9 protein-coding genes are annotated in these 21,960 nt (G+C 69.6%); all 9 read left to right on the top strand.

All coding sequences use genetic code 11. From position 1 onward, the window contains the following. Positions 1-4,660: non-ribosomal peptide synthetase (locus QMK24_RS37085; RefSeq protein WP_283471286.1), on the top strand; the 4,660-nt coding region annotated here is incomplete at its 5' end. Continuing rightward, entirely contained in the window at positions 4,660-14,973 is a 10,314-nt protein-coding gene (locus tag QMK24_RS37090; RefSeq protein WP_283471287.1) for a non-ribosomal peptide synthetase, read from the top strand. The genes QMK24_RS37085 and QMK24_RS37090, both read left to right, overlap by 1 nt. Continuing rightward, positions 14,970-15,929 carry an ATP-binding cassette domain-containing protein gene (locus tag QMK24_RS37095; RefSeq protein ID WP_283471288.1) on the top strand — a complete coding sequence of 320 codons (960 nt, stop codon included), beginning with the start codon at positions 14,970-14,972 and terminating at the stop codon, positions 15,927-15,929. The genes QMK24_RS37090 and QMK24_RS37095 overlap by 4 nt, the downstream gene beginning before the upstream one ends. After that, positions 15,926-16,717: an ABC transporter permease gene (locus tag QMK24_RS37100; protein ID WP_283471289.1), complete on the top strand. Its 792-nt coding sequence runs from the start codon at positions 15,926-15,928 to the stop codon at positions 16,715-16,717. The genes QMK24_RS37095 and QMK24_RS37100 overlap by 4 nt, the downstream gene beginning before the upstream one ends. A 165-nt stretch (positions 16,718-16,882) precedes the next feature. Continuing rightward, the gene (locus QMK24_RS37105) at positions 16,883-17,881 is read left to right on the top strand and encodes a hypothetical protein (RefSeq protein WP_283471290.1); all 999 of its coding nucleotides are present in this window, start codon (positions 16,883-16,885) and stop codon (positions 17,879-17,881) included. Between the two features lie 913 nt (positions 17,882-18,794). Further along, on the top strand, positions 18,795-19,523 hold the full coding sequence (locus QMK24_RS37110) for a helix-turn-helix transcriptional regulator (RefSeq protein ID WP_283471291.1): 729 nt from the start codon (positions 18,795-18,797) through the stop codon (positions 19,521-19,523). A 35-nt stretch (positions 19,524-19,558) separates the two neighbouring features. After that, positions 19,559-20,317: a helix-turn-helix domain-containing protein gene (locus QMK24_RS37115; RefSeq protein WP_283471292.1), complete on the top strand. Its 759-nt coding sequence runs from the start codon at positions 19,559-19,561 to the stop codon at positions 20,315-20,317. 211 nt (positions 20,318-20,528) lie between these two features. Continuing rightward, the gene (locus tag QMK24_RS37120; RefSeq protein ID WP_283471293.1) at positions 20,529-21,245 is read left to right on the top strand and encodes an IclR family transcriptional regulator; all 717 of its coding nucleotides are present in this window, start codon (positions 20,529-20,531) and stop codon (positions 21,243-21,245) included. 377 nt (positions 21,246-21,622) lie between these two features. Next, positions 21,623-21,850, top strand: coding sequence for a hypothetical protein (locus QMK24_RS37125; protein WP_283471294.1), 228 nt, complete (start codon positions 21,623-21,625; stop codon positions 21,848-21,850). Positions 21,851-21,960: the final 110 nt, after the last annotated feature.

Here is a 21,960-nt window from a genome sequence, read left to right on the forward strand (position 1 = left end):
CACCCGACCCCACCACCTCCCCCTGTCCTACGCCCATCAACGAGTCTGGGTCATCGACAAACTCGACCAGACAAACGGGACCTACAACATCCCCTTCTCCATCAGCCTGCACGGCGACCTCGACCACAGCGCGCTCCAGGCGGCGCTCGGCGACGTGGTGGCCCGGCACGAAAGCCTGCGCACCGTCTTCCCCGAAGACGGCGGCAAGCCGTATCAGCGGATCCTGGAAGCGGAGCACATCCGGCCGGCGATACATCTGACGGACGTCCGTCCTGACGACCTGGACGAGGCACTCGTCCCGGCAGCTGCGGCAGGATTCGACCTTGCCACCGAACCGCCGATTCGCGCCCACCTGTTCCGCCAGGGCCCGCGTGAACACGTGCTGCTCCTGGTGGTTCACCACATCGCCGGCGACGGCTGGTCCGCAGGCCCGCTGCTACGCGACTTCCAGACCGCGTACACCGCGCGCCTCGCGGGTACCGCACCGGGCTGGCCGGCCCTGCCGGTCCAGTACGCCGACTACACCCTCTGGCAGCGCGAACTCCTCGGCGGCGAACAGGACCCAGACAGCCCGATATCCCACCAACTGGCATATTGGGCCGAGCAATTGGCAGGGATCCCGGACTTGCTGGAGCTGCCTACCGACCGCCCGAGACCTGCAGTGGCCTCCCAGCACGGCGGATCGGTGCGGCTCTGCTTCGACGCCGAACTGCACGGCCGCCTGCTGAAACTCGCGCAGCAGCACAACGCGAGCCTGTTCATGGTGGTGCACGCCGCCGCCGCCACGCTGCTGGCCCGGTACGGGGCCGGCGAGGACATCCCGCTGGGCACACCGGTCGCGGGCCGCACCGATGAGGCGCTCGACGATCTGGTGGGATTCTTCGTCAACACCCTGGTACTGCGTACCGACACCTCCGGCGACCCCACCTTCCGGGAACTGGTCCAGCGGGTCCGGGCCACCGACCTGGAGGCATACGCCCACCAGGACCTCCCGTTCGAGCGCCTGGTCGAGGTGATCAACCCTGACCGGTCGCTGGCCCGCAACCCGCTGTTCCAGGTCATGCTGGCGTTCCAGAACGCTCCGCGCGTCGACTTCGGGGCTCCCGGACTGACGGCCCGCCCGCACGAAGTGCTGTTGCCCACCACCAAGGTCGACCTGGAGCTCAGCCTCTCCGCCCAGTGGACCCCTGAGGGCGCGCCGGACGGGATCGTCGGCTTCGCCGGCTACCGCACCGACCTGTTCGACGCGGCGACCGTCGAACAGATGGCCACATCCCTGCACCGGATACTCACACAGGTCGCGGCCGACCCGGACCGGCCGATCGGCGCGCTGGACCTCCTCGACGCCGAGGAACACCGGCTGCTGACCGCATGGAACGACACTGCTCACCAGGTGCCCCTGAACACCTTCCCGGAGCTGTTCCAGACCCAGGTGGCCCGGACCCCCCACGCCGTCGCGCTGAGCTCGGGGACGGAGGAACTGAGCTATACCGAGTTGAACACCAGAGCCAACCGGTTCGCCCGGCAGCTCACCGCCCGGGGCATCGGCCCCGAGGACCTGGTCGCCCTGGCGATGCCCAGGTCGATCGCCCTGTTCGTGGCCGTGCTGGGCGTGCTCAAGGCGGGCGCCGCCTATGTGCCGGTGGACCCGGCCTATCCGGCCGAGCGCGTCTCCTACATGATCGAGGACGCCGCTCCGGTCCTGGTCGTGACCACGGCCGGCACCGTCGACCCGCTGACCGACGCACCCATTCTGGTGTGGGACGACCCCGGCCAGTCGACCGCGCTCGCGGCCTTCTCCCCGGCCGACCCGACCGACCGTGAGCGCACCGCCCCACTCTCGCCCGCCCATCCCGCCTACGTCATCTACACCTCGGGCTCGACCGGCCGTCCGAAGGGCGTGGTGGTCACGCACGCCGGGCTCGGCAACCTCGGGGCGCTGCAGGCCGGCCATCTCGGGGTCGACGGCGACAGCCGGGTCCTGCAGTTCTCCTCACCGAGCTTCGACGCCACGGTGTGGGAGGTCTGCATGGCATGGACCAACGGCGCGGCACTGGTCCTGCCGCCGACCGAGGGTCTGCTGCTCGGCACCGCCCTGACCGAGTACCTGCGGGCCGCCTCGATCACCCACGCCACGATCCCGCCGGTCGCGCTGGTGACCCTCGCCCCGGACGGCCTGCCGCCCGGCCTGACCCTGGTCACCGCGGGCGAGTCCTGCGGCGCCGAACTCACCGGCCGCTTCGCGGCGGGCGGACACATGTTCAACGCGTACGGCCCCACCGAGACCACCGTCTGCGCGACGATCAGCTCCCCGGTCTCCCCCGACGCCGCGCCACCGATCGGCCGGCCGCTGTGGAACACCCGGGCACATGTGCTGGACGCCCGGCTCCAGCCGGTGCCGACCGGCGTGATCGGCGAGCTGTATGTCGCCGGGGTGGGCCTGGCCCGCGGGTACCTCCGCCGGCCCGCGCTCACCGCCGAGCGGTTCGTCGCCGACCCCTTCGGCCCGCCTGGTTCCCGCCTCTACCGCACCGGCGACCTGATCCGGCGGCGTGCGGACGGCGAGCTGGAGTTCATCGGCCGCGCCGACCAGCAGGTCAAGATCCGCGGCTTCCGCATCGAACTCGGCGAGATCGAGGCGGTCGTGGCCGGGCACCCCGATGTCGCGCAGGTCGCCTTGCTGGCCCGCGAGGATCAACCCGGGATGAAGCGACTGGTGGGGTACGTGGTGCCCCGGGCCGGCGTCGCGCTGGACCCGGCGGACCTGCGCCGCTACGTCGCCGACTTGCTGCCGGGACACATGGTGCCGGCCGCGTTCGTCCCGATGGCCGGACTTCCGGTGACTGTCAACGGAAAGCTCGACCACCGGGCGCTGCCCGCGCCGGAGTTCGGCACCGGACCGGTGGCCGGGGCCGACCTGCCGGAATCCGCCGCCGAGGAGACCCTCGCCCGGGTCTTCGCCGACGTCCTGGGCCTTCCGGAGGTCAGCACCAGGGACAGCTTCTTCGACCTCGGCGGGGACAGTATCGTCTCGATCCAGCTGGTCAGCCGCGCCCGTGAGGCGGGTCTGCTCCTCACCCCGCGCGATGTCTTCGAGCACCGGACGGTGGCCCGATTGGCCGCGGTCGCCGGTGCCGTCGCCGACCAGGAGCAGGAGGCCCCGGACGCGGGCGTCGGCCCGGTGCGGCTGACCCCGATCGTGCACTGGCTGCGGGAGCTGAACGGCCCGATCGACCGCTTCCACCAGTCGATCCTGCTGCAGGTGCCGGCCGAGCCCGGGCCCGACCGGCTCACCTCGGCCCTGCAGTCCGTACTGGACCACCACGACGCGCTCCGCCTGCGGCTGGACACCCCCGACGGCGGCGAGTGGCAGCTCGCCGCCGCCGCCCGCGGTACGGTCCCGGCCGCCGGCCGACTGCGACGGGTGGACGTCACCGGCCTCGACCCGCAGGCGCTGCGGCACACCATCCGCTCCGAGGCCGACGCCGCCGTCGGACGGCTCGCGCCGCGGACGGGCGCGATGCTCCACGCGGTGTGGTTCGACGCCGGCCCCGACCGGCCCGGACGGCTGCTGCTCGTTATCCACCACCTGTCGGTGGACGGGGTCTCCTGGCGCATCCTGGTACCCGACCTCGCGCAGGCATGGCAGGCCGTCAAGGACGGGCGGGAGCCTGTACTCGCGCCGGTCCGCACCTCCCTCCGGAGCTGGGCCGAGCAGCTCGTGCTCGCCGCGGCGGAGCCGGAGCGGGCCGACCGGGCACAGACCCTGGCCGGGACGCTGCGGAAGCCCGAACCGCTGATCGCCGCTCGCCCGCTGGACCCGGCACGCGACACCGTGGGCGCGGTGCGGTCGATCACCCTGACGCTGCCGCCGCAGCACACCGCGCCGCTGCTCACCACGGTGCCGGCCGTGGTCCACGGCGGGGTCAACGACGTACTGCTCACCGCCTTCGCCCTGGCTGTCCTGGACTGGCGGCGACGGCGCGGCCAGGACGGTGGCACCAGCGTTCTGGTGGATCTGGAGGGGCACGGCCGGGAGGACGTCGTCCCGCGCGCCGACCTCTCCCGCACCGTCGGCTGGTTCACCAGCCTCGCCCCGGTGCGGCTGGACCCCGGCCCGGTCGCCTGGGGACAGGGCCGGTCCGATGGCGCGGCCCTGCACCGGGCGGTGAAGCGGGTGAAGGAGCAGCTGCGCGCCCTGCCCGACAACGGGCTCGGCTTCGGCCTGCTCCGGTACCTGAACCCGCGGACCGCCCCGCTGCTGGCGGACACGGCCCAGGCCCAGTTCGGCTTCAACTATCTCGGCCGTGCCACGGCCGCGACCACCGACGGCAGCTGGACCCTCGCACCGGAGGCCGAGGTGCTCCGCGACGTACCGGGCGACCCGGGACTGAGGGCCACTCACATCGTGGATCTCAACGCGCTGACCGTGGAGGGCACGGACGGCCCCTCACTCACCGCAACCTGGTCCTGGCCGGGCGGGCTGCTGTCCGAGCCCGAGGTCAGACGGCTCGCCGACGAGTGGTTCAGGGTCCTGACCGCGATGGCGCGACAGGCCGACCAGCCGGACGGCGGTGGTTACACGCCGTCGGATCTGGCCCTCGCGGGGCTCGATCAACAGGACATCGACCTGTTGGAAAACAAGTGGAGGAAGGCGTAGTGACCGAGTCCGGCGTTTTTAAGGATGTCCTGCCACTCTCACCCCTGCAGGAAGGGATGCTCTTCCACTCGCTGTACGACGAGCAGGCCACTGACGTCTACACGGTCCAGGCCGTCATCGACTTCGCGGGCGCGTTCGACCCCGCGGTCTTCCGCGCGGCGGTCGAGGCGCTGCTGAACCGCCATGACAACCTCCGGGCGGGTTTCCTCTCCGAGGGGCTGAGCAAGCCGGTCCAGGTCATCCCCCGGGCAATCGAACTGCCCGTCCAAGAGGTCGACCTGACCAGATTCGGCGGGGCCGAGCTCGAAGCGCGGCTGGCCGGGCTGACGGCCGGGGAACAGCTCAGGAAGTTCGATCTCACGGCGCCGCCGCTGCTGCGGTTCACCGTGGTCCGGATCGAGGCCGACCGCTACCGGCTGCTGTTCCACGCCCATCACATCCTGCTCGACGGCTGGTCGATGCCGCTGATGATGGGCGACCTGTTCGCGCTCTACAACCAGCGCGGGAACGCCGCCGGGCTGCCGGCGGTGCCGCCGTTCCGCGAGTTCCTCGCCTGGGTGGCGCGCCAGGACCGACCCGCCGGACTGCAGGCCTGGCGGGAGGCGCTGGCCGGTCTTGAGGGGGCCACCAGGCTCGGGCCGGCCAACCCGGGCCCACCGACGACCCTGCCCGCGGAGCTCAACGCCGAGCTCTCCGAGGAACTGACCGACGGTCTCCAGTCACTGGCCCGCCGGGCAGGCGTCACGCTCAACACGCTCGTCCAGGCCGGCTGGAGCCTGGTGCTGGCCGGCCTGACCGGCCGGGACGACGTGGTCTTCGGCACCACCTTGTCGGGGCGCTCGCCGGAAATCCCGGGCGTCGAAGCGATGGTGGGGCTGTTCATCAACACCCAGCCGGTCCGGATCACGCTGAACCCGGGGGAGCCGCTGCTGTCGCTGCTGATCCGGATTCAGGACGAGCAGGTCCGGATGATGCCGCATCAGCATCTCGGGCTGACGGACATCCAACGCGCCGCGAACCAGGGTGAGATGTTCGACAGCCTGGTCGTCTTCGAGAACTACCCGATGAACGCCGACGCGATGGAGAACGCCCTCTCCGGCGCGAGGATCACCGGCGTGACCGGCCGGGACGCGACGCACTACCCGCTCACCCTCGCCGCCGGGCCCGGGGAGCGCCTCTGGCTCCGGCTCGGCTACCGCACCGACCTCTTCACCGAGTACGAGGCGCGACAACTGACCGACCGGCTGCGCACCGTCCTGGAGTTCTTCGTATCGGACCCGAGCCTGCCGGTGGGCCGGGTGGCACTGCTCCTCCCCGGAGAGCTCAAGCAGGTGGTGGAGGTATGGAACGACACTGCCCACGAAGTGCCGGCCGGCACCCTTCCGGAGCTGTTCGCCGCCCAGGTGACCCGTACCCCTGGTCATCCGGTGCTGGTGTTCGACGGCATCACGCTCAGCTATGCCGAACTGGACGCCGCGGCGAACCGCCTGGCCTGGTCGCTGCGGGAACGCGGAGCCGGCCCCGAGCAGCTCATCGCGGTGGCGCTGCCCCGGTCGGTCGAGCTGGTGACGACGCTGCTCGCGGTGGTCAAGACGGGCGCGGCCTACCTACCGCTGGACCTGGACCACCCCGCCGAGCGGCTCGCCCGCACCATCGAGGACGCGGGTCCTGCCCTGGTGGTCACCACCACCGCGGCGGCCGGGTCACTGCCCGCCGAGACGGTCGCGCGACTGTTCCTCGATACCGAGGAGACCCGGGCGGAGCTGGACCGCCGGAGCACCGCCGACCCGGTCACCACAGCCGGCGTCACCCCGCGCAGTCCGGCCTATGTCATCTATACCTCCGGCTCCACCGGCCGGCCCAAGGGCGTAGTGGTGCCGCACGAGGGCGTGGTCAACCGCCTGCTGTGGATGCAGCACACCTTTCGGCTGACCGCGGACGACCGGGTATTGCAGAAGACGCCATCCGGCTTCGACGTCTCGGTCTGGGAGTTCTTCTGGCCGGTACTGACCGGCGCGACCCTGGTGGTCGCCGAACCGGGCGGGCACCGGGACCCGGTCTATCTGGCCGGGCTGATCCGTTCGGAACGCATCACCACGACCCACTTCGTGCCGTCCATGCTGGAGGCGTTCCTGCGCGAGCCGACGGCGGCCGAGTGCACCAGCCTCCGCCAGGTGATCAGCAGCGGCGAAGCCCTGCCGATCGAACTGCAGCGACGGTTCCACGAGACGCTCGACGCGGAGTTGCACAACCTCTACGGACCCACCGAGGCCTCGATCGACGTCACCGCCTGGCACTGCCGGGAGGAGGCGGACGCGATCGCCGTCCCGATCGGCCGGCCGGTGTGGAACACCCGGCTGTACGTCCTGGACGGCAACCTCACTCCGGCACCGCCCGGGGTCACCGGTGAGCTCTACCTCGCGGGCGTCCAACTGGCCCGCGGCTATCTCAACCGGCCGGCCCTGACCGCCGAACGGTTCGTCGCCGACCCGTTCGGCCCCGCGGGCTCACGGATGTACCGCACCGGCGACCTGGCCCGCTGGCGGGCGGACGGCGCCCTCGACTACCTCGGGCGGACGGACGATCAAGTCAAGATCCGCGGATTCCGCGTCGAACTGGGTGAGATCGAGGCGGCACTGCGCGCCGCGCCCACGGTGGACCTGGCCGCGGTACTGGCGCGGTCGGATGCGCCGGGCGGCATGCGATTGGTGGCCTACCTGGTTGGCGCGGCCGTGGACGTCGCGGCGGTTCGCGAGAGGCTGGCCCGGGACCTCCCCGAACACATGATGCCGGCTGCGTTCGTGCTCCTCGACGAGCTACCGCTGAGCGCCAACGGCAAGCTGGACCGGAAAGCCCTGCCCACACCCGACCACGCCACCACGACCGCCGGCGGACGGGCCCCGCGCACCCCGCAGGAAGAGATCCTCTGCGCGCTCTTCGCGGAGGTCCTGCGGGTCGCCGAGGTCACCGTCGACGACAGCTTCTTCGACCTCGGCGGTCACTCGCTGCTGGCCACCCGGCTGGTCAGCCGGATACGCTCGACGTTCGGCGCGGAGCTGCCGATCAGGGCGCTGTTCGAGGCTCCGACCGTGGCCGGACTGGCGCTTCGGCTGGCCGGCTCCTCGGCGGCGCGCCAGTCCCTGCGGCCGATGCCGCGACCCGAGCGGATCCCGCTCTCCTACGCGCAGCGGCGGCTGTGGTTCCTGAACCGATTCGACGGCTCGAGCGCCACCTACAACGTGCCCATCCCCGTGCGGCTGTCGGGTGCGCTGGACCGTACGGCACTTCACGAGGCCCTCGCCGACCTGGTGGACCGGCACGAGAGCCTGCGTACTGTCTTCCCCGAGGACGGCGGGGAGCCGTGCCAGCTGATCCTGCCTCCCGAGGCCGTGCGTCCCGAACTCCCGGTGACGGACTGCACCGAGGAGGAGCTCGGCGACCTGGTCGAGTCGGCGTCCGCGCAGGGCTTCGACCTCTCCGTCCTGCCTCCGTTCCGGGCCCGGCTGTTCGCGGTCGCGCCCGATGAGCATGTGCTGCTGCTGGTGCTGCACCACATCGTGTCGGACGCGTGGTCCCAGGGGCCACTCTTCCGCGACCTGGCGGCCGGCTACCAGGCCCGCTCCCAGGGCCGGGCCCCGCGGTGGGCTCCGCTGCCCGCACAGTACGCGGACTACACGCTCTGGCAGCGCGAAGTCCTCGGTGGCGATGACGACCCCGACAGCCCCATCGCGCGGCAGACCACCTACTGGCGGGACGCGTTGGCGGACCTGCCGGAGGAGCTGGCGCTGCCCACGGACCGGCCACGCCCGGCGGTGGCGAGCCACCGCGGCGAGTCGGTGACGCTGGAGCTTGACGCCGAGCTGCACCGGGGCCTGCTGGGCCTGACCCGGGCCACCCGGTCGAGCCTCTTCATGGTGCTGCAGGCGGGCCTCGCGACGTTGTTGACCAGGCTCGGCGCGGGGGAGGACATCCCGATCGGCAGCCCCATCGCCGGCCGTACCGACGACGCGACCAACGACCTGATCGGGTTCTTCCTCAACACCCTGGTGCTGCGCACCGACACGTCCGGCGACCCCAGCTTCCGGGAGCTGGTCGAGCGGGTGCGGGCCACGGACCTGGAGGCCTATGCCCACCAGGACCTGCCGTTCGAGCGGCTGGTGGAGGTGCTCAACCCGGCGCGCTCGCTGGCCAGGCACCCACTGTTCCAGGTGATGATGACCTTGCAGAACACCGCCGAGGTGGGGGTGAGCGTCCCCGGCCTGGACTTCAACCCGTACCAGGGCCGGCTGGACGTTGCCAAGTTCGATCTGCTCTTCACCTTCGCGGAGCGGCGCGGCGACGACGGCGCACCCGAAGGCATCGGTGCCGTGGTCGAGTTCAGCACCGACCTTTTCGACCGGGTCACCGTCGAGCGGATGGGCGCCGCGCTGGTACGGCTGCTCGCCACCGCCATGGCCGACCCGCACCGGCCGGTCGGTCAGCTGGAGGTGCTCACCGCCGACGAGCGGTTCCGGGTGCTGACGGGCTGGAACGACACCGCGCACGAGGTGGCGGAGAACTCCCTGCCCGAGCTGTTCGAGGCACGCGTCCGCCGGATGCCCGACGCAGAGGCCCTGGTGGTCGGCGGCGTGGTGCTGAGCTACTCCGAACTCAACAGCCGTGCGAACCGGCTGGCACGGCTGCTGGTGGAGTCGGGAGCCGGTCCGGAGACCGTGGTGGCGCTGGCGCTGCCGCGGTCACCGGAGCTGGTGGTGGCGCTGTGGGCCGTCCTGAAGGCCGGCGCGGCCTACCTCCCGGTCGATCCGGAGTACCCGGGGGAGCGCGTCGAGTTCATGCTGACCGACGCCGCACCGAAGCTGCTGCTGACCACCTCGGCCATCGGCCCGGGCCTGCCGGCGATCGCCGGGCGCCTCCTGCTGGATCGGCTCGACCTGACCGGCTACCCGGACACCGACCTGACGGATGCTCAGCGGACGGCTCCGCTGCTCCCGGCCCACCCCGCGTACCTTATCTACACCTCGGGATCGACCGGGGTGCCGAAAGGCGTCTCGATGCCCGGCGGAGCATTGGTGAATCTGCTCGCCTGGCATGCCTCGGTACTGCCGCCGACGCGGGTGGCCCAGTTCACCGCCATCAGCTTCGACGTCTCCGCCCAGGAGATCCTCTCCACCCTGGTCGGTGGCGGCACCCTGGTGGTTCCGTCGGAGGCGCTGCGGCGCGACCCCGACGCCTTCGTCCGATGGCTGGACGAGCACCGGGTGGCGGAGCTCTTCGCCCCGAACCTGGTGGTGGACGCGGTCTTCGAGGCGGCCGGCTCGGCCGGCGTTGCGCTGCCGCACCTGCGCCATGTCGCCCAGGCCGGGGAGGCTCTGGTCCTCGGTGAGCGGATCCGCGCCTTTCACCAGGACCACCCGGGACGGCGGCTGCACAACCACTACGGGCCGACCGAGACCCACGTGGTCACTGCGTACAGCCTGCCGGAGAATACGGTCGACTGGCCGGCCTCCGCGCCGATCGGACGGCCGGTCTGGAACACCCAGACCTATGTCCTCGACCAGCAGCTGCAACCGGTACCGGAGGGAGTGCTCGGTGAACTCTACGTGGCGGGGGCGCAGTTGGCCCGGGGCTACCACAACCGTCCGGGGCTGACGTCTGAGCGGTTCATCGCCGATCCGTTCGGTCCCGCGGGCTCGCGGATGTACCGGACCGGCGACCTGGTCCGCCGTCGGCGGGACGGACAGTTGGAGTACCTCGGCCGGGCCGACCACCAGGTCAAGATCCAGGGCTTCCGGATCGAAACGGGTGAGATCGAGGCCACGCTGCGGCGTCATCCCGCCGTCGTCCAGGCCGTCGTGGTGGCCAGGGAGGACCGACCCGGCGCCAAGCAACTGGTGGCCTACGTCGTGCTGTCCGCCGTGGCGGACATCGCGGAACTGCGCGCACAGGTCGCGATCGGCCTCCCGGACTACATGGTGCCCAGGGCCTTCGTGGTCCTCGACAAACTGCCGCTGACTCCCAGCGGAAAGCTCGACCGCCGCGCCCTCCCCGCCGTGACGCCCGGGACGGAGGGTGCCGGCCAAGCCCCCCGCACCCCGCGGGAGCAGGTGCTGTGCGAGCTGCTGGCAGAGGTACTGGGAGTGCCGTCGGTGACCATCCACGACGACTTCTTCGCGCTCGGCGGCCACTCGCTGTCGGCCACCCGGCTGGTCAGCCGGATCCGCACGGTGCTGGGGGTCGAACTGCCGATCCGGGCACTGTTCGAAGCGCCGACGGCAGCCGGATTGGAAAGACGGGTGTCCGCCGCCGCGCCGGCCCAGCGCGGAGTGCTGCCCATGCCACGCCCCGAGCGGATCCCGCTGTCGTACGCGCAGAGTCGACTCTGGTTCCTCAATCGGCTCGAAGGGACCGGCGCCGCCTACAACCTGCCGTTCGTCGCACGGATCCGCGGCCACCTCGACCATGCGGCGCTGCGGGACGCGCTGGCCGTGCTGGTGCGCCGGCACGAGAGCCTTCGCACCGTGTACCCCGATTCGCCGTCCGGCCCGTACCAGCGGATCCTCGACCCGGTCGACGGCCAGGATCTGCTGTCCGTCACGGAGACCTCCGAGTCCGCGCTGATGGACGAGATCCACGCCTTCTCAGGCCACATCTTCGAGGTGACCCGCGAACTCCCGCTGAGCGCACGCCTCTTCGCCGTCGGGCCGACCGAGCACGTGCTGGTCCTCCTGGTCCATCACATCGCCTGTGACGGCTGGTCCCTGGACCCGCTGGGGCGGGATCTGTTCGAGGCGTACGAGGCACAGTGCGCGGGCAGGCCGGCCCAGCGGCCGCCGCTGGCGGTTCAGTACGCCGACTACACGCTCTGGCAACGGGACAAGCTGGGCAGCGAGGAAGACCCGGACAGCGCGCTCTCCCGGCAACTGGTGTTCTGGCGTGCCACCCTGGCCGACCTGCCCGAGGAGCTGACGCTGCCTGCTGACCGGCGGCGGCCGGCGGCCGCGAGCAACCGCGGCGGGACCGTCCCGTTCCTGCTCGACGCCGAACTCCACCGCGGTCTGGCCGAGCTGGCCAAGGAGAACCAGGCCAGCCTCTTCATGGTGGTGCACGCTGCGCTGGCCGCGCTGCTGACCAGACTCGGCGCCGGGACGGACGTCGTCGTCGGCACACCGATCGCCGGCCGCACCGACACCGGGCTCGACGATCTGATCGGCATGTTCGTCAACACCCTGGTACTGCGGACCAGCACCGTCGGCGACCCCACCTTCCGGGAGCTCATCGACCGGGTCAGATCGACCGATCTGGCGGCATACGCGCATCAGGAATTGCCGTTCGAACGCCTGGTGGAGGCGGTCAACCCGATCCGCTCACTGGCGAGGCATCCGCTGTTCCAGGTGATGCTCTCGCTGCAGAACACCCCAGCGGTCGAACGCGGCTTGCCCGGGCTGGAGATCATCCCGATCCAGCCCGATCTGGAGGTGTCCAAGTTCGACCTCTCGGTGAACTTGAAGGAGCGGTACGGCGAGACGGGCGATCCGCTCGGCATCGACGGAGCAGTGGAGTTCAGCCACGACCTGTTCGACCGGGAGACGGTCGAACGGCTGGTCCCGCAGTGGCTCCGGCTGCTGAGCTCGGCGGTCGAGGACCCGGACCGCTCGCTCGGCCGGCTGGACCTGCTCTCCCCGGCCGAGCGGCATCAGATACTGGTCGAGTGGAACACCACCGGCCGGGAGACCCCGCCGGTGCTCCTGGTGGACGCACTCGAGGCCCAGGTGGCGGCCACCCCCGAAGCCGTTGCCCTGGTGGCGGTTGACGCGGCACTCTCGTACGCCGAGCTCAACGCCCGGGCGAACCGGCTGGCCCGAGTGCTGGCCGCCCAGAAGGCCGGCCCCGAACAGATCGTGGCGTTGGCCCTGCCGCGTACCTCCGACATGGTGGTCGCGCTGCTGGCGGTGATGAAGGCGGGGGCGGCCTACCTCCCGCTGGAGCTGGACCACCCCGCCGACCGGGTGGCATACGTGCTGTCCGACGCCCGGCCCACCGTGATCCTGACCACCGCCGGGATCCATGAACAGCGGCCCGAGCTGGCCGTCCCGGGCGCGGTCACGCTGCTTCTGGACGCTCCCGAGGTCGAACGGGCGCTTCGAACCGCGAACGAGCTCGACCTGTCGGACGCGGACCGCCGCGCCCCGCTGCACCCGGCCAACCCGGCATACGTGATCTACACCTCGGGCTCCACAGGCCGCCCCAAGGGCGTGCTGATCGAGCACCGGGCACTAGCCAACCTGCTGGCCGACCACCGCACCGAACTCTTCGACCGCGAGTCGGCCGCGCTCGGTGGCCGGCGGCTGGGGGCCGCGCTCACTGCCGCGCTGTCCTTCGACGCCTCCTTGCAGGGACTGCTGGCCATGGTGTCCGGCCACGAGCTGCACCTGCTCGACGACGACACCCGGCGGGACGCCTCCGCGCTGGTGCACTACGTCCGGACCCACGGCGTCGACGTGCTCGGTGTGACGCCCTCCTACGCCGAGCAGCTGCTCGAGGCCGGGCTGCTCGACGACCCGGCGACAGCGCCTCCGGTCTTCCTGATCGGCGGTGAGGGCGCGAGCGAGTCGCTCTGGCGGGACCTGCGGGCGGTGCCGGGCACCACCAGCTACAACTACTACGGTCCGACCGAGTGCACGGTGGACGGCCTGGGGTGCCGGGTCTCGGACAGCCCGGCGCCACTGATCGGCCGGCCACTGTGGAACACCCAGGTGTACGTGCTCGACGAAGGACTGCGCCCGGTACCCGGCGGGGTCATCGGGGAGCTGTACATCGCGGGCGACCAGCTGGCCCGTGGCTACCTGCACCGGCCCGATCTGACCGCCGGACGGTTCGTCGCCGACCCGTTCGGCCCGGCCGGTTCGCGGATGTACCGCACCGGAGACCTCGCCCGCTGGTGCCGGGACGGCACCGTTGACTACATCGGCCGTGCCGACGACCAGGTGAAGATCCGGGGCTTCCGGATCGAACTGGGCGAGATCGAGGCCGTGCTGGGAGCACACCCCGGACTCGCCCAGGCACTGGTGCTGGTGCGCGAGGACCAGACGGGCAAACATCTGACGGCCTACGTGGTGCCGCGTACCGAGGAGACCGGGAACGGCGGGACCGACTGGCGGGCGTACCTGCGTGAGCGGCTCCCCGAGTACATGGTGCCGACGGCCTTCATGGAGCTGGACGCCTTGCCGCTCACCACCAACGGCAAGGTCGACCGCAAGGCCCTGCCGACCCCGGAATTCACCGCCGGCGTCTCCCGAACGCCCCGCAACCCCACCGAGCAGCTGCTCGCCGACCTGTACGCCGAGGTGCTGGCGGTACCCCGGGTCGGCATCGACGACAGCTTCTTCGATCTGGGCGGCAGCAGCCTGACCGCGATGCGGCTGATGCGGCGGGTCGAGGCGGTCTTCGGTGTCCGGCCCTCGCTGCGGACCCTCTTCGAGGCAAACACCGTGGCGGAGCTGGCCGGACGGCTCGGCAGTACCGGGACCGGCGGCCTGCTCGACGTCATGCTGCCACTGCGCTCCGGTGGGGACGCGCCGGCCCTGTTCTGCGTGCATCCGCTCGGCGGGCTCAGCTGGGCATACACGGGACTGGCCAAGCACCTCCCCGCCGAGCACGGGATCTACGGTGTGCAGGCCCGGGGTCTGGCGGAGGCCGTATCGCTGCCGCGGACGGTGGCAGAGATGGCCGCCGACTACGCCGAGCAGATCCGCCACGCGCAGCCCGCCGGTCCGTACCACCTGCTGGGGTGGTCGTTCGGCGGCGAAGTGGCGCACGCCATCGCCGGGCATCTGGAGCGGGACGGTGAACGGGTTGGGCTGCTCGCGATCCTCGATGCCTACCCGACGCAACCGGAAGCACAACTGGAGGAGTACGACGAACACCACTTCCTGGAAGGACTCCTGGACTTCGTCGGTGCCAAAGTGCCGGAATCCGAGGGCCCGTTGGACTTTACCCGGGTGGTGGAGATCATCCAGGGATCGGACAGCATCATCGCCGGCTTGGACGAGGCGCAGATACGTGCCCTGCACGAGGTGGTCGTGAACAACCTTGCGATCTCGCAGGAGCACCGCCCCGACCGGGTCTCCGCCGACATCCTCTTCTTCGCCGCCACCGTCGAACCCGCCGGAGACCCGCTCTCCTGGCGCGCCCACGCCGATGGGGACATCGAGGTCCACGACCTGGAGTGCAAGCACATCGAACTGACCGAACCGGACCGACTGGCAGACATCGGTGCCGTCATTGCGAAGAATCTGGGTTGGAGCGCACCGTGAGTCTTGCAGTAGAGGCCGAAGGCCTCAAGAAGAAGTTCGGGGACCACCAGGCCCTGCGCGGGGTCGACCTGGAGGTCCCCACCGGGACGGTGCTGGGTGTCCTCGGCCCCAACGGGGCGGGCAAAACCACCACTGTCCGGATCCTGACCACCCTGCTCGAACCCGACGAGGGCCGGGCGAGGGTGGCCGGATACGACGTAGCACTCCAGGCCCACCAGGTCCGGAGCCGGATCGGACTGGCCGGCCAGTCCACGGCAGTGGACGCGCGGCTCACCGGGCGGGAGAACCTTCGGCTGGTCGGGCGGCTCTATCGGCTGGGACGCAGGGAGTCGTGCGCCCGCGCCGAGGAGTTGCTGACCCAGTTCGATCTGCTGGACGCGGCCGACCGCCCGACCGGCACCTACTCAGGAGGCATGCGCCGCAGGCTGGACCTGGCGGCGAGCCTGATGGTCCGTCCGCCTGTGCTCTTCCTCGACGAGCCGACCACCGGGCTTGACATCACCAGCCGGCTGCTGCTCTGGGGCATGGTCCGCGAGCAGGTCGCAGCGGGGACGACGGTTCTGCTGACCACCCAGTACCTGGAGGAGGCCGATCATCTGGCCGACCGGATCGTCATCATCGACTCGGGCCAGGTGATCGCGGAGGGCACGCCCGAGGAGCTCAAGCGCAAGGTCGGCCGGGACCGGCTCGAGGTGGTCGTCGCCGACCCCGGGCGGGTCATGGAGGCCCGCTCCGCGCTGGTCCGGGCAGGCGGCGACGAGCCGGTGACCGGGGCGGACGGCCGTACCGTCCTGGTGACCCTGCCGGACGGGGTCGCGGCCATTGGGGAGGCCGCCGCCGCTCTGGCCGAGGCCGACATGGAACTCACTTCGTTCGTTGTCCGTCAACCGTCGCTCGACGACGTCTTCCTGGCCCTGACCGGTGCGCAGGTCACCACGGACGGGAGTGCGGCATGATCGCGGCGTTCAATGACTCACTGGCCTTGGTCGGGCGGCAGATGCGCCACATCGTGCGGATGCCCGAGACCCTCCTGAGCATCACGCTCGTCCCGGTGGCGATGGTCGGGGTCTTCGGCTACATGCTCGGCAGCGCCATGACGGTGCCGGGCGGCAATTTCCGGGAATTCATCATGACGGGGATCTTCATCCAGGTGATGCTCACCGGCATGACCAACACGGCGGGCGGTGTGTCACAGGATCTCAGCAACGGGCTGGTCGACCGGTTCAGGTCGCTGCCGATCGCCCGGTCCGCGGTACTGGTCAGCCGGGTCGTCTCCGACCTGGCCCTGAACACCTTCTCCTGCGCGGTCATGGCCTCGCTGGGACTCGTCATGGGATGGCGGGCGCGGGAGGGTCTGCTGCCGGCGCTCGCCGGCTTCGGCATGCTGCTGCTGCTGGGCTCCGTCATGTCCTGGCTCGGTGCGCTGATCGCCATGAAGCTGCGCAGCATCGAGTCGGTCAACGCCGTGACCTGGGTAATCAGCATGCCACTGGCCTTCCTCTCCAACGCCTTCGTCCCGCTCGACGGCCTGCCTTCCTGGCTGCGGACGGTGGCCGAGTGGAACCCGATCAGCACGGTCGCACAGGCCTGCCGCGAGCTGTTCGGCAACCCGGGAGCGACGGCGACCAGCGACGCCTTTCCGGCCCAACACCCGGTATTCACCGCCGTGCTGACACTGGTGCTGCTGCACATTCTGCTGATGAATCTCTCGGTGCGCGCCTACCGAACCGCGGTCCTGCGCTGAGACTGCGTCACCCGATCCGCCCGCACCGCTTGACCGTTCACCGAACCACACCGGCGGATCCAGCCGGGGCCCGGTGGCTCACCCGTCCGGTCTCACCCGTACGGGTGAGACCGGTTCGTCCTCCGGGTGGAAGCGCCCGCCCTCCCCGCGCACAAGGATGACGACATGACAGAAAAGATTCCCAGGGCCCGGCGCGCGATCGGCTACGCGGCGGTCGTGGCCACCTTGCCGTACCTTTTCCTCAAACTGGACTGGGTGCTCGGCGGCACGATCGGCATCATCGACCGTCAGCGCGCCACCGACTCGGGGCTGTTGGCGGCGAACCTGGCCACCATGGGGATGGACGCGCTGGCCGTGCTCATCGCGCTCGCGTTCACCCAACGTTGGGGGCTGCGGCTGCCGTCCTGGCTGGTGCTCTTCCCCATGTGGGTCGCGACCGGCTTCCTGGCCCCCATCGTGGCCATCATCCCGTCAGCGCCCTTCGCCGCCGCGGACACGGTGGCCAAGGACCCGGACCCGTTCCTGCGGAGCTGGGTCTACGTCCTGGTCTACGGCGGCTTCGCGGTCCAGGGAGTTCTGCTGGTGGCGGCGTTCGTGCTGTATGCGCGGCACCGCTGGGCCGCGGCGCTCCGCGCCTCAGTCAGCGCAGCCCGTCCCGGTCCGGCCCACCTGGTGCAGACCCTGCTCGCCGTCGTCGTCCCTGCCATGGCGGTCGTCGTGGCCGCTGTCCACCTCGCCTGGGCGGCGGGGGCGACGGTGGGCCTGCCCGCGGACCTGGCCGCCCAACGGCCGCTGGGGCACTACGTCACGAATGCCGCGTACGGGGTCTTCGCCCTGGCGGCTGCCGCCGGGCTGCCGATGCTGGTGCACCGGCTGCCACGGCGCGGTCCGGGCCGGGTTCCGTTGCTCCTGACCTGGCTCGGCGGCGGCTCCATGTTCACCTGGGGCTGCTGGACCCTGATCACCATGGGCCACGCCCATCCGGATGCGAGGCTGGGGAGCGGCGATGTGACGCTCTTCGTGCTGGCCACGCAGCTGGAGGTGCTGACCGGGGCGCTGGTGGGAGTAGCGGGGGCGTATCTGCTGGCCGAACGATTCAGTCCTGACCGGTGGCTGGTGACGGGGGCGGGCGATGTCGCCGGCCCCGGACTCTCCCCGAACTGAAAGCGCCATCCGGCCAGGGGCCGGTGGGGGGCGCACCACATCGTCATCGCGCTGTGACCAGCACGGTCACTTGATCATCCGGACCTTGAAACGCCCTTGCCCCGGTGGTGCCCACGGCCTTATTTCCAGGTACCCGGGGCAAATCGACCGGAGTTGGGTACGAATTGCCGCGAATATGCATATCGGCGTTATCTACCCCGGCCCGGGTATCATTTTCCACGAGGTAACCTTGGCGGGGCTGCGGGTCGGGGATCTCGACGCGTTCCAGGACGTCAGGTCCGTAGAACTCCCGCACGCGGAATGGACCGCCCGGACCGCTCGCTTCTCGTCGTGCGGGAGAGCGTCGTGCTGATTTCCCGCACGAGGAGATGCCGAAGCCGGTGCCCACGCTCAAGGTTGCGGGCTCGTGTGTAATTTGAGAGAGTGGTGTAGCGTGCCACGGTGGACTTGTGGCACCTATCGGGTTTGTCCGGAATTCGTGTACGTACGTAACGGGGGAAAAAGGGTGAGCAACAGTTGAATTTTTAGTGGGAAGTCCTGTTCGGACTCTTGCCCACGTCCTGTTGCGCTCTCCGTGGCCGTTTCGCGGGTGACGCGCCATCATCAGGATAGATATCAACTTTTTGGTTGATCGTTAACCTAACCTGTCTCGTTGACTTGCCTGGGCGGTGGGGATGCCGTCCACGCAGGTGTGATCTTTTATGCCACGCTGGTCGGTGTGGCCGGAGGAATTCCTTGAGATATCTCCGATCGATAGGGATGTCTGCATTCTCCGGCACTGTACAAAAACGTACTGAACAAGGGGGAGTTCATGACTGGTTCATCGACGGCTCTTCATACTCTGGTGCGGCACGGTGCGACGCGCAGTGCGCCCGCCACCTGTCTTTCCAGGTTCGAGGACAGCGTGGACGGTGTGGAGCTTGCGCTCCTGGAGGCGCGTGCCCTGATCGACACCACGGTTTCCACTCATCGCTCCATGTTCGCGCAGCAGCCGCCAGTGCTGATGCGATCCGACAGGCGATCGATCGTCAAGGCCGTCGAGCAGGCCATCGATGGTGCCAGGCACTCGGTCAATGTGGCTCTGTCGGGCAGCGGTGAGAAGGCGACGACGGCCTTCGCGGTGATAGCGCGCCGACGGGGGTCGGGTGACCACGACGACGGCGTCCCGGTCCGCATTCTGTGCTCGCCCCAAGCGCTGGACCTGTCCGCCGTACGCACGCTCGCCCGGCGCTCCTCGGGCTGCGAAGTGCGGGTGGTGGAGGGCGACCTGCACGGGGCCCTGATCGTGGACGGCCGGATCGTCCTGGTGCAGTCCGGGCGGGACCAGAGCGGTGAAGACGCGGCACTGTTGGCCGACCCGGCGGCGGCGAAGGCCATGGAGCTGCTGTTCGCCGGCGCATGGGGGAGCGCGCTGCCCCTGACGGAATACCTGCGACTGAACAAGAGATTGCGTACCGAGTCGGCACGGCAGATTCTCGACCGCCTGTGCACCGGGCGCCCTGACGCCGTGGCCGCACGCGAGATGGACGTCTCGTTGCGCACCTACCGCCGGCATGTTGCGAGAATCATGGATGATCTCGGAGCGAACTCCCGATTTCAGGCGGGAGTACGAGCGGTCGAACTCGGGCTCCTGTCAGCGTAGGGCCGTAAGGGCAAGAAATACTCCACGGGGGTGGAATGGTGAACGAATTTCATACGTATGATGATTTTGAACAGGAACTCCTGGTAGTCCGCGCGCTGATCGAATCCACTGTCGAAAAACACCGTGAGCGACGTTCCCGGGATGCCCTGGTAGTTAATGTCGACTCCGGCGGTACTGCGGTATCGTATGCGGCCGAACGGTTGATCGGCCAGGCATTACGATGTGTGGATCTGGTACTCGCGGCCAATCTTGAAATCTCCCAGGCCGTGTACTCGGCTCTTGACAAGTTATTGTCGTCAGGAATTCCGGGCGTCAGGGCCAGAATGGTGTGTACGGATGCCACCCTCGACCGGGAATTCGTTTCACGGAGCTTGGTGGCGGCGCATAATATCGAAATACGGGTACACCGTATGCCACCGGTATCGGCCATCGTCGTCGACAGCCGGGTTGCCCTGCTCTGTGCCAATTCGGGCGCCAACCAGCAGGCGTCCATCATCAGGGCGGCAACGGTGATCCCGGCGTTGCGTACGTTGTTCGACAATGTCTGGCGGCATGCCACGGTCGCCTCGGAAACCATCGATTTCGGAGACCGGGCGCGCGCTGACACCGTCCGGCAGGTACTCGCCTGCCTCCGCACCGGCGTGACCGACGAGACGGCGGCCCGTGAATTGTTGGTTTCGGTCCGCACCTATCGCCGGTATGTCGCCGAAATCCTGACCCTGTTGAATGCCGAATCCCGCTTCCAGGCCGGCGTCCGAGCTGCGGAACTAGGACTGCTGGATCGCGCTCGCTGACCGGCTACGGCGCCCTGTGTCACGGCCCGCAGGGGTTGGCTGGCAGCTTCCTGTCCCGGCCATTGCGCGTCATCACCGCGCGCCGATAGGCATAGGGGGGCTCGGGTCCCACCCTCCGTTGGGACCCGGGCCCCAGGCCAAGGAATGTGGTGGAAGAGCTGATGAATTCAACGCCGGTTGGCCCCATGGTGAACGACTCCCAGGCGCGGGTGTGACGCCGCCGACGCTCAGCGGAGTGGGCGTTCTCGACAAGACGTCCCTGATCATTGATGCATTGGAAGCCGGACCTGCCACCTTCGCCGAGATCGCCGACACCACCGGTCTGGCCCGGTCCACGGTGCACCGGCTGGCGCTCGCCCTGGAGCAGCTCAGGCTGCTTTCCCGGGACAGACAGGGCCGGTTCGTACTGGGATCGCGGCTGGGGGAGCGGTCCGCGGAGGACTGCCGGACCCCGCGGCTGTCGGCGGCCGGCCCGGTGCTGAACTGGCTGCGCGATACCACCGGGACGAGCGCCAGGCTGTATCGACGGGTGGGACCGGTACGTGTCTGCCTGATGTCCGCCGAGCCCAGCGGAGCAGCAGGAATCGACGGGCCGACCGGTGCGGCGTTCCCGATGAAGTCCGGTGCCGCCTCACAGGTTCTGCTGGCCTGGGAGGGCCCCGACCAGCTGTACCGGGGCCTGCTCGGGGCGCAGTTCAACGCCGCTACGCTGGCCGGCGTCCGGCGTCAGGGGTGGGCACAGAGCATCAACGGGCAGCCGGCACGCACCGTTTCGGTAGCCGCTCCGGTACGCAGCCCCGGCAACCGTGTTGTGGCGGCTATCGCGCTCTCGGGCCCGGTGGAGCTGCTATCGCGTCATCCGGTCCGTTCGTATGGCAGGACCGTGATGAATGCGGCTTTGCGGCTCGGCCAGGAAATGGTGCTCTGACCGGGAGTTCACAGCTTTACGCGGCCGGTGGTGCCCGGATGTCCTGGGCGGGCGGACGCTGCGGCCTCTGCCGCCACGGGAGCCCCGAGAACGTCGACCACCATCGGATCCCTGCCGTTTCCTGCCACTGAATCACCCGGTCGGACAACAGGGCGGCATGTTCTGGCAGGTTGCTGAATTCGATCTGGCCGCCCGCATCAAGGACGTTGGAGGATCGGCACCGGCTCGGCACGCATGGAGCGAGATGCGGTACCGGGCCCATGCTCGCGCAACCGGATAATGAATTGGAGTAAGTTGTGGGTACGCTAGGCCGTTGGTGTTTTCGACATCGGTGGATCGTCATCCTCCTATGGGTACTTGCATTCGCCGGATTCACTGTGGCCAGTAGTGCCGCCGGTGGGGCCAAGTTCTCCAATTCATTTTCGCTGCCCGGCAATGATTCAACCAGAGCGCTCGACCTGATGAAGGAGGCGTTCCCGCAGCGGTCCGGCGAATCCGCCAGCATCGTCTGGAAAGCGAAGTCGGGATCGGTGCGTGACGCGGCGGTCGAGCAGAAGATCGCCGGGATGCTGGAGAAGGTGACCAAACTGGGTCTTCGAATTTAACCGGGCAATCGCGTAGGCGGCACGCACGGTTGTGACGTTGCGTGACGGCGTGGTGGTTCCGGTGCCCTGGACGCAAGGGGCCCGCAGGCGTTCGTGATCATGGTTGTTCT

The sequence above is a fragment of the Streptomyces sp. PH10-H1 genome, assembly GCF_030063355.1.
GTDB lineage: Bacteria > Actinomycetota > Actinomycetes > Streptomycetales > Streptomycetaceae > Actinacidiphila.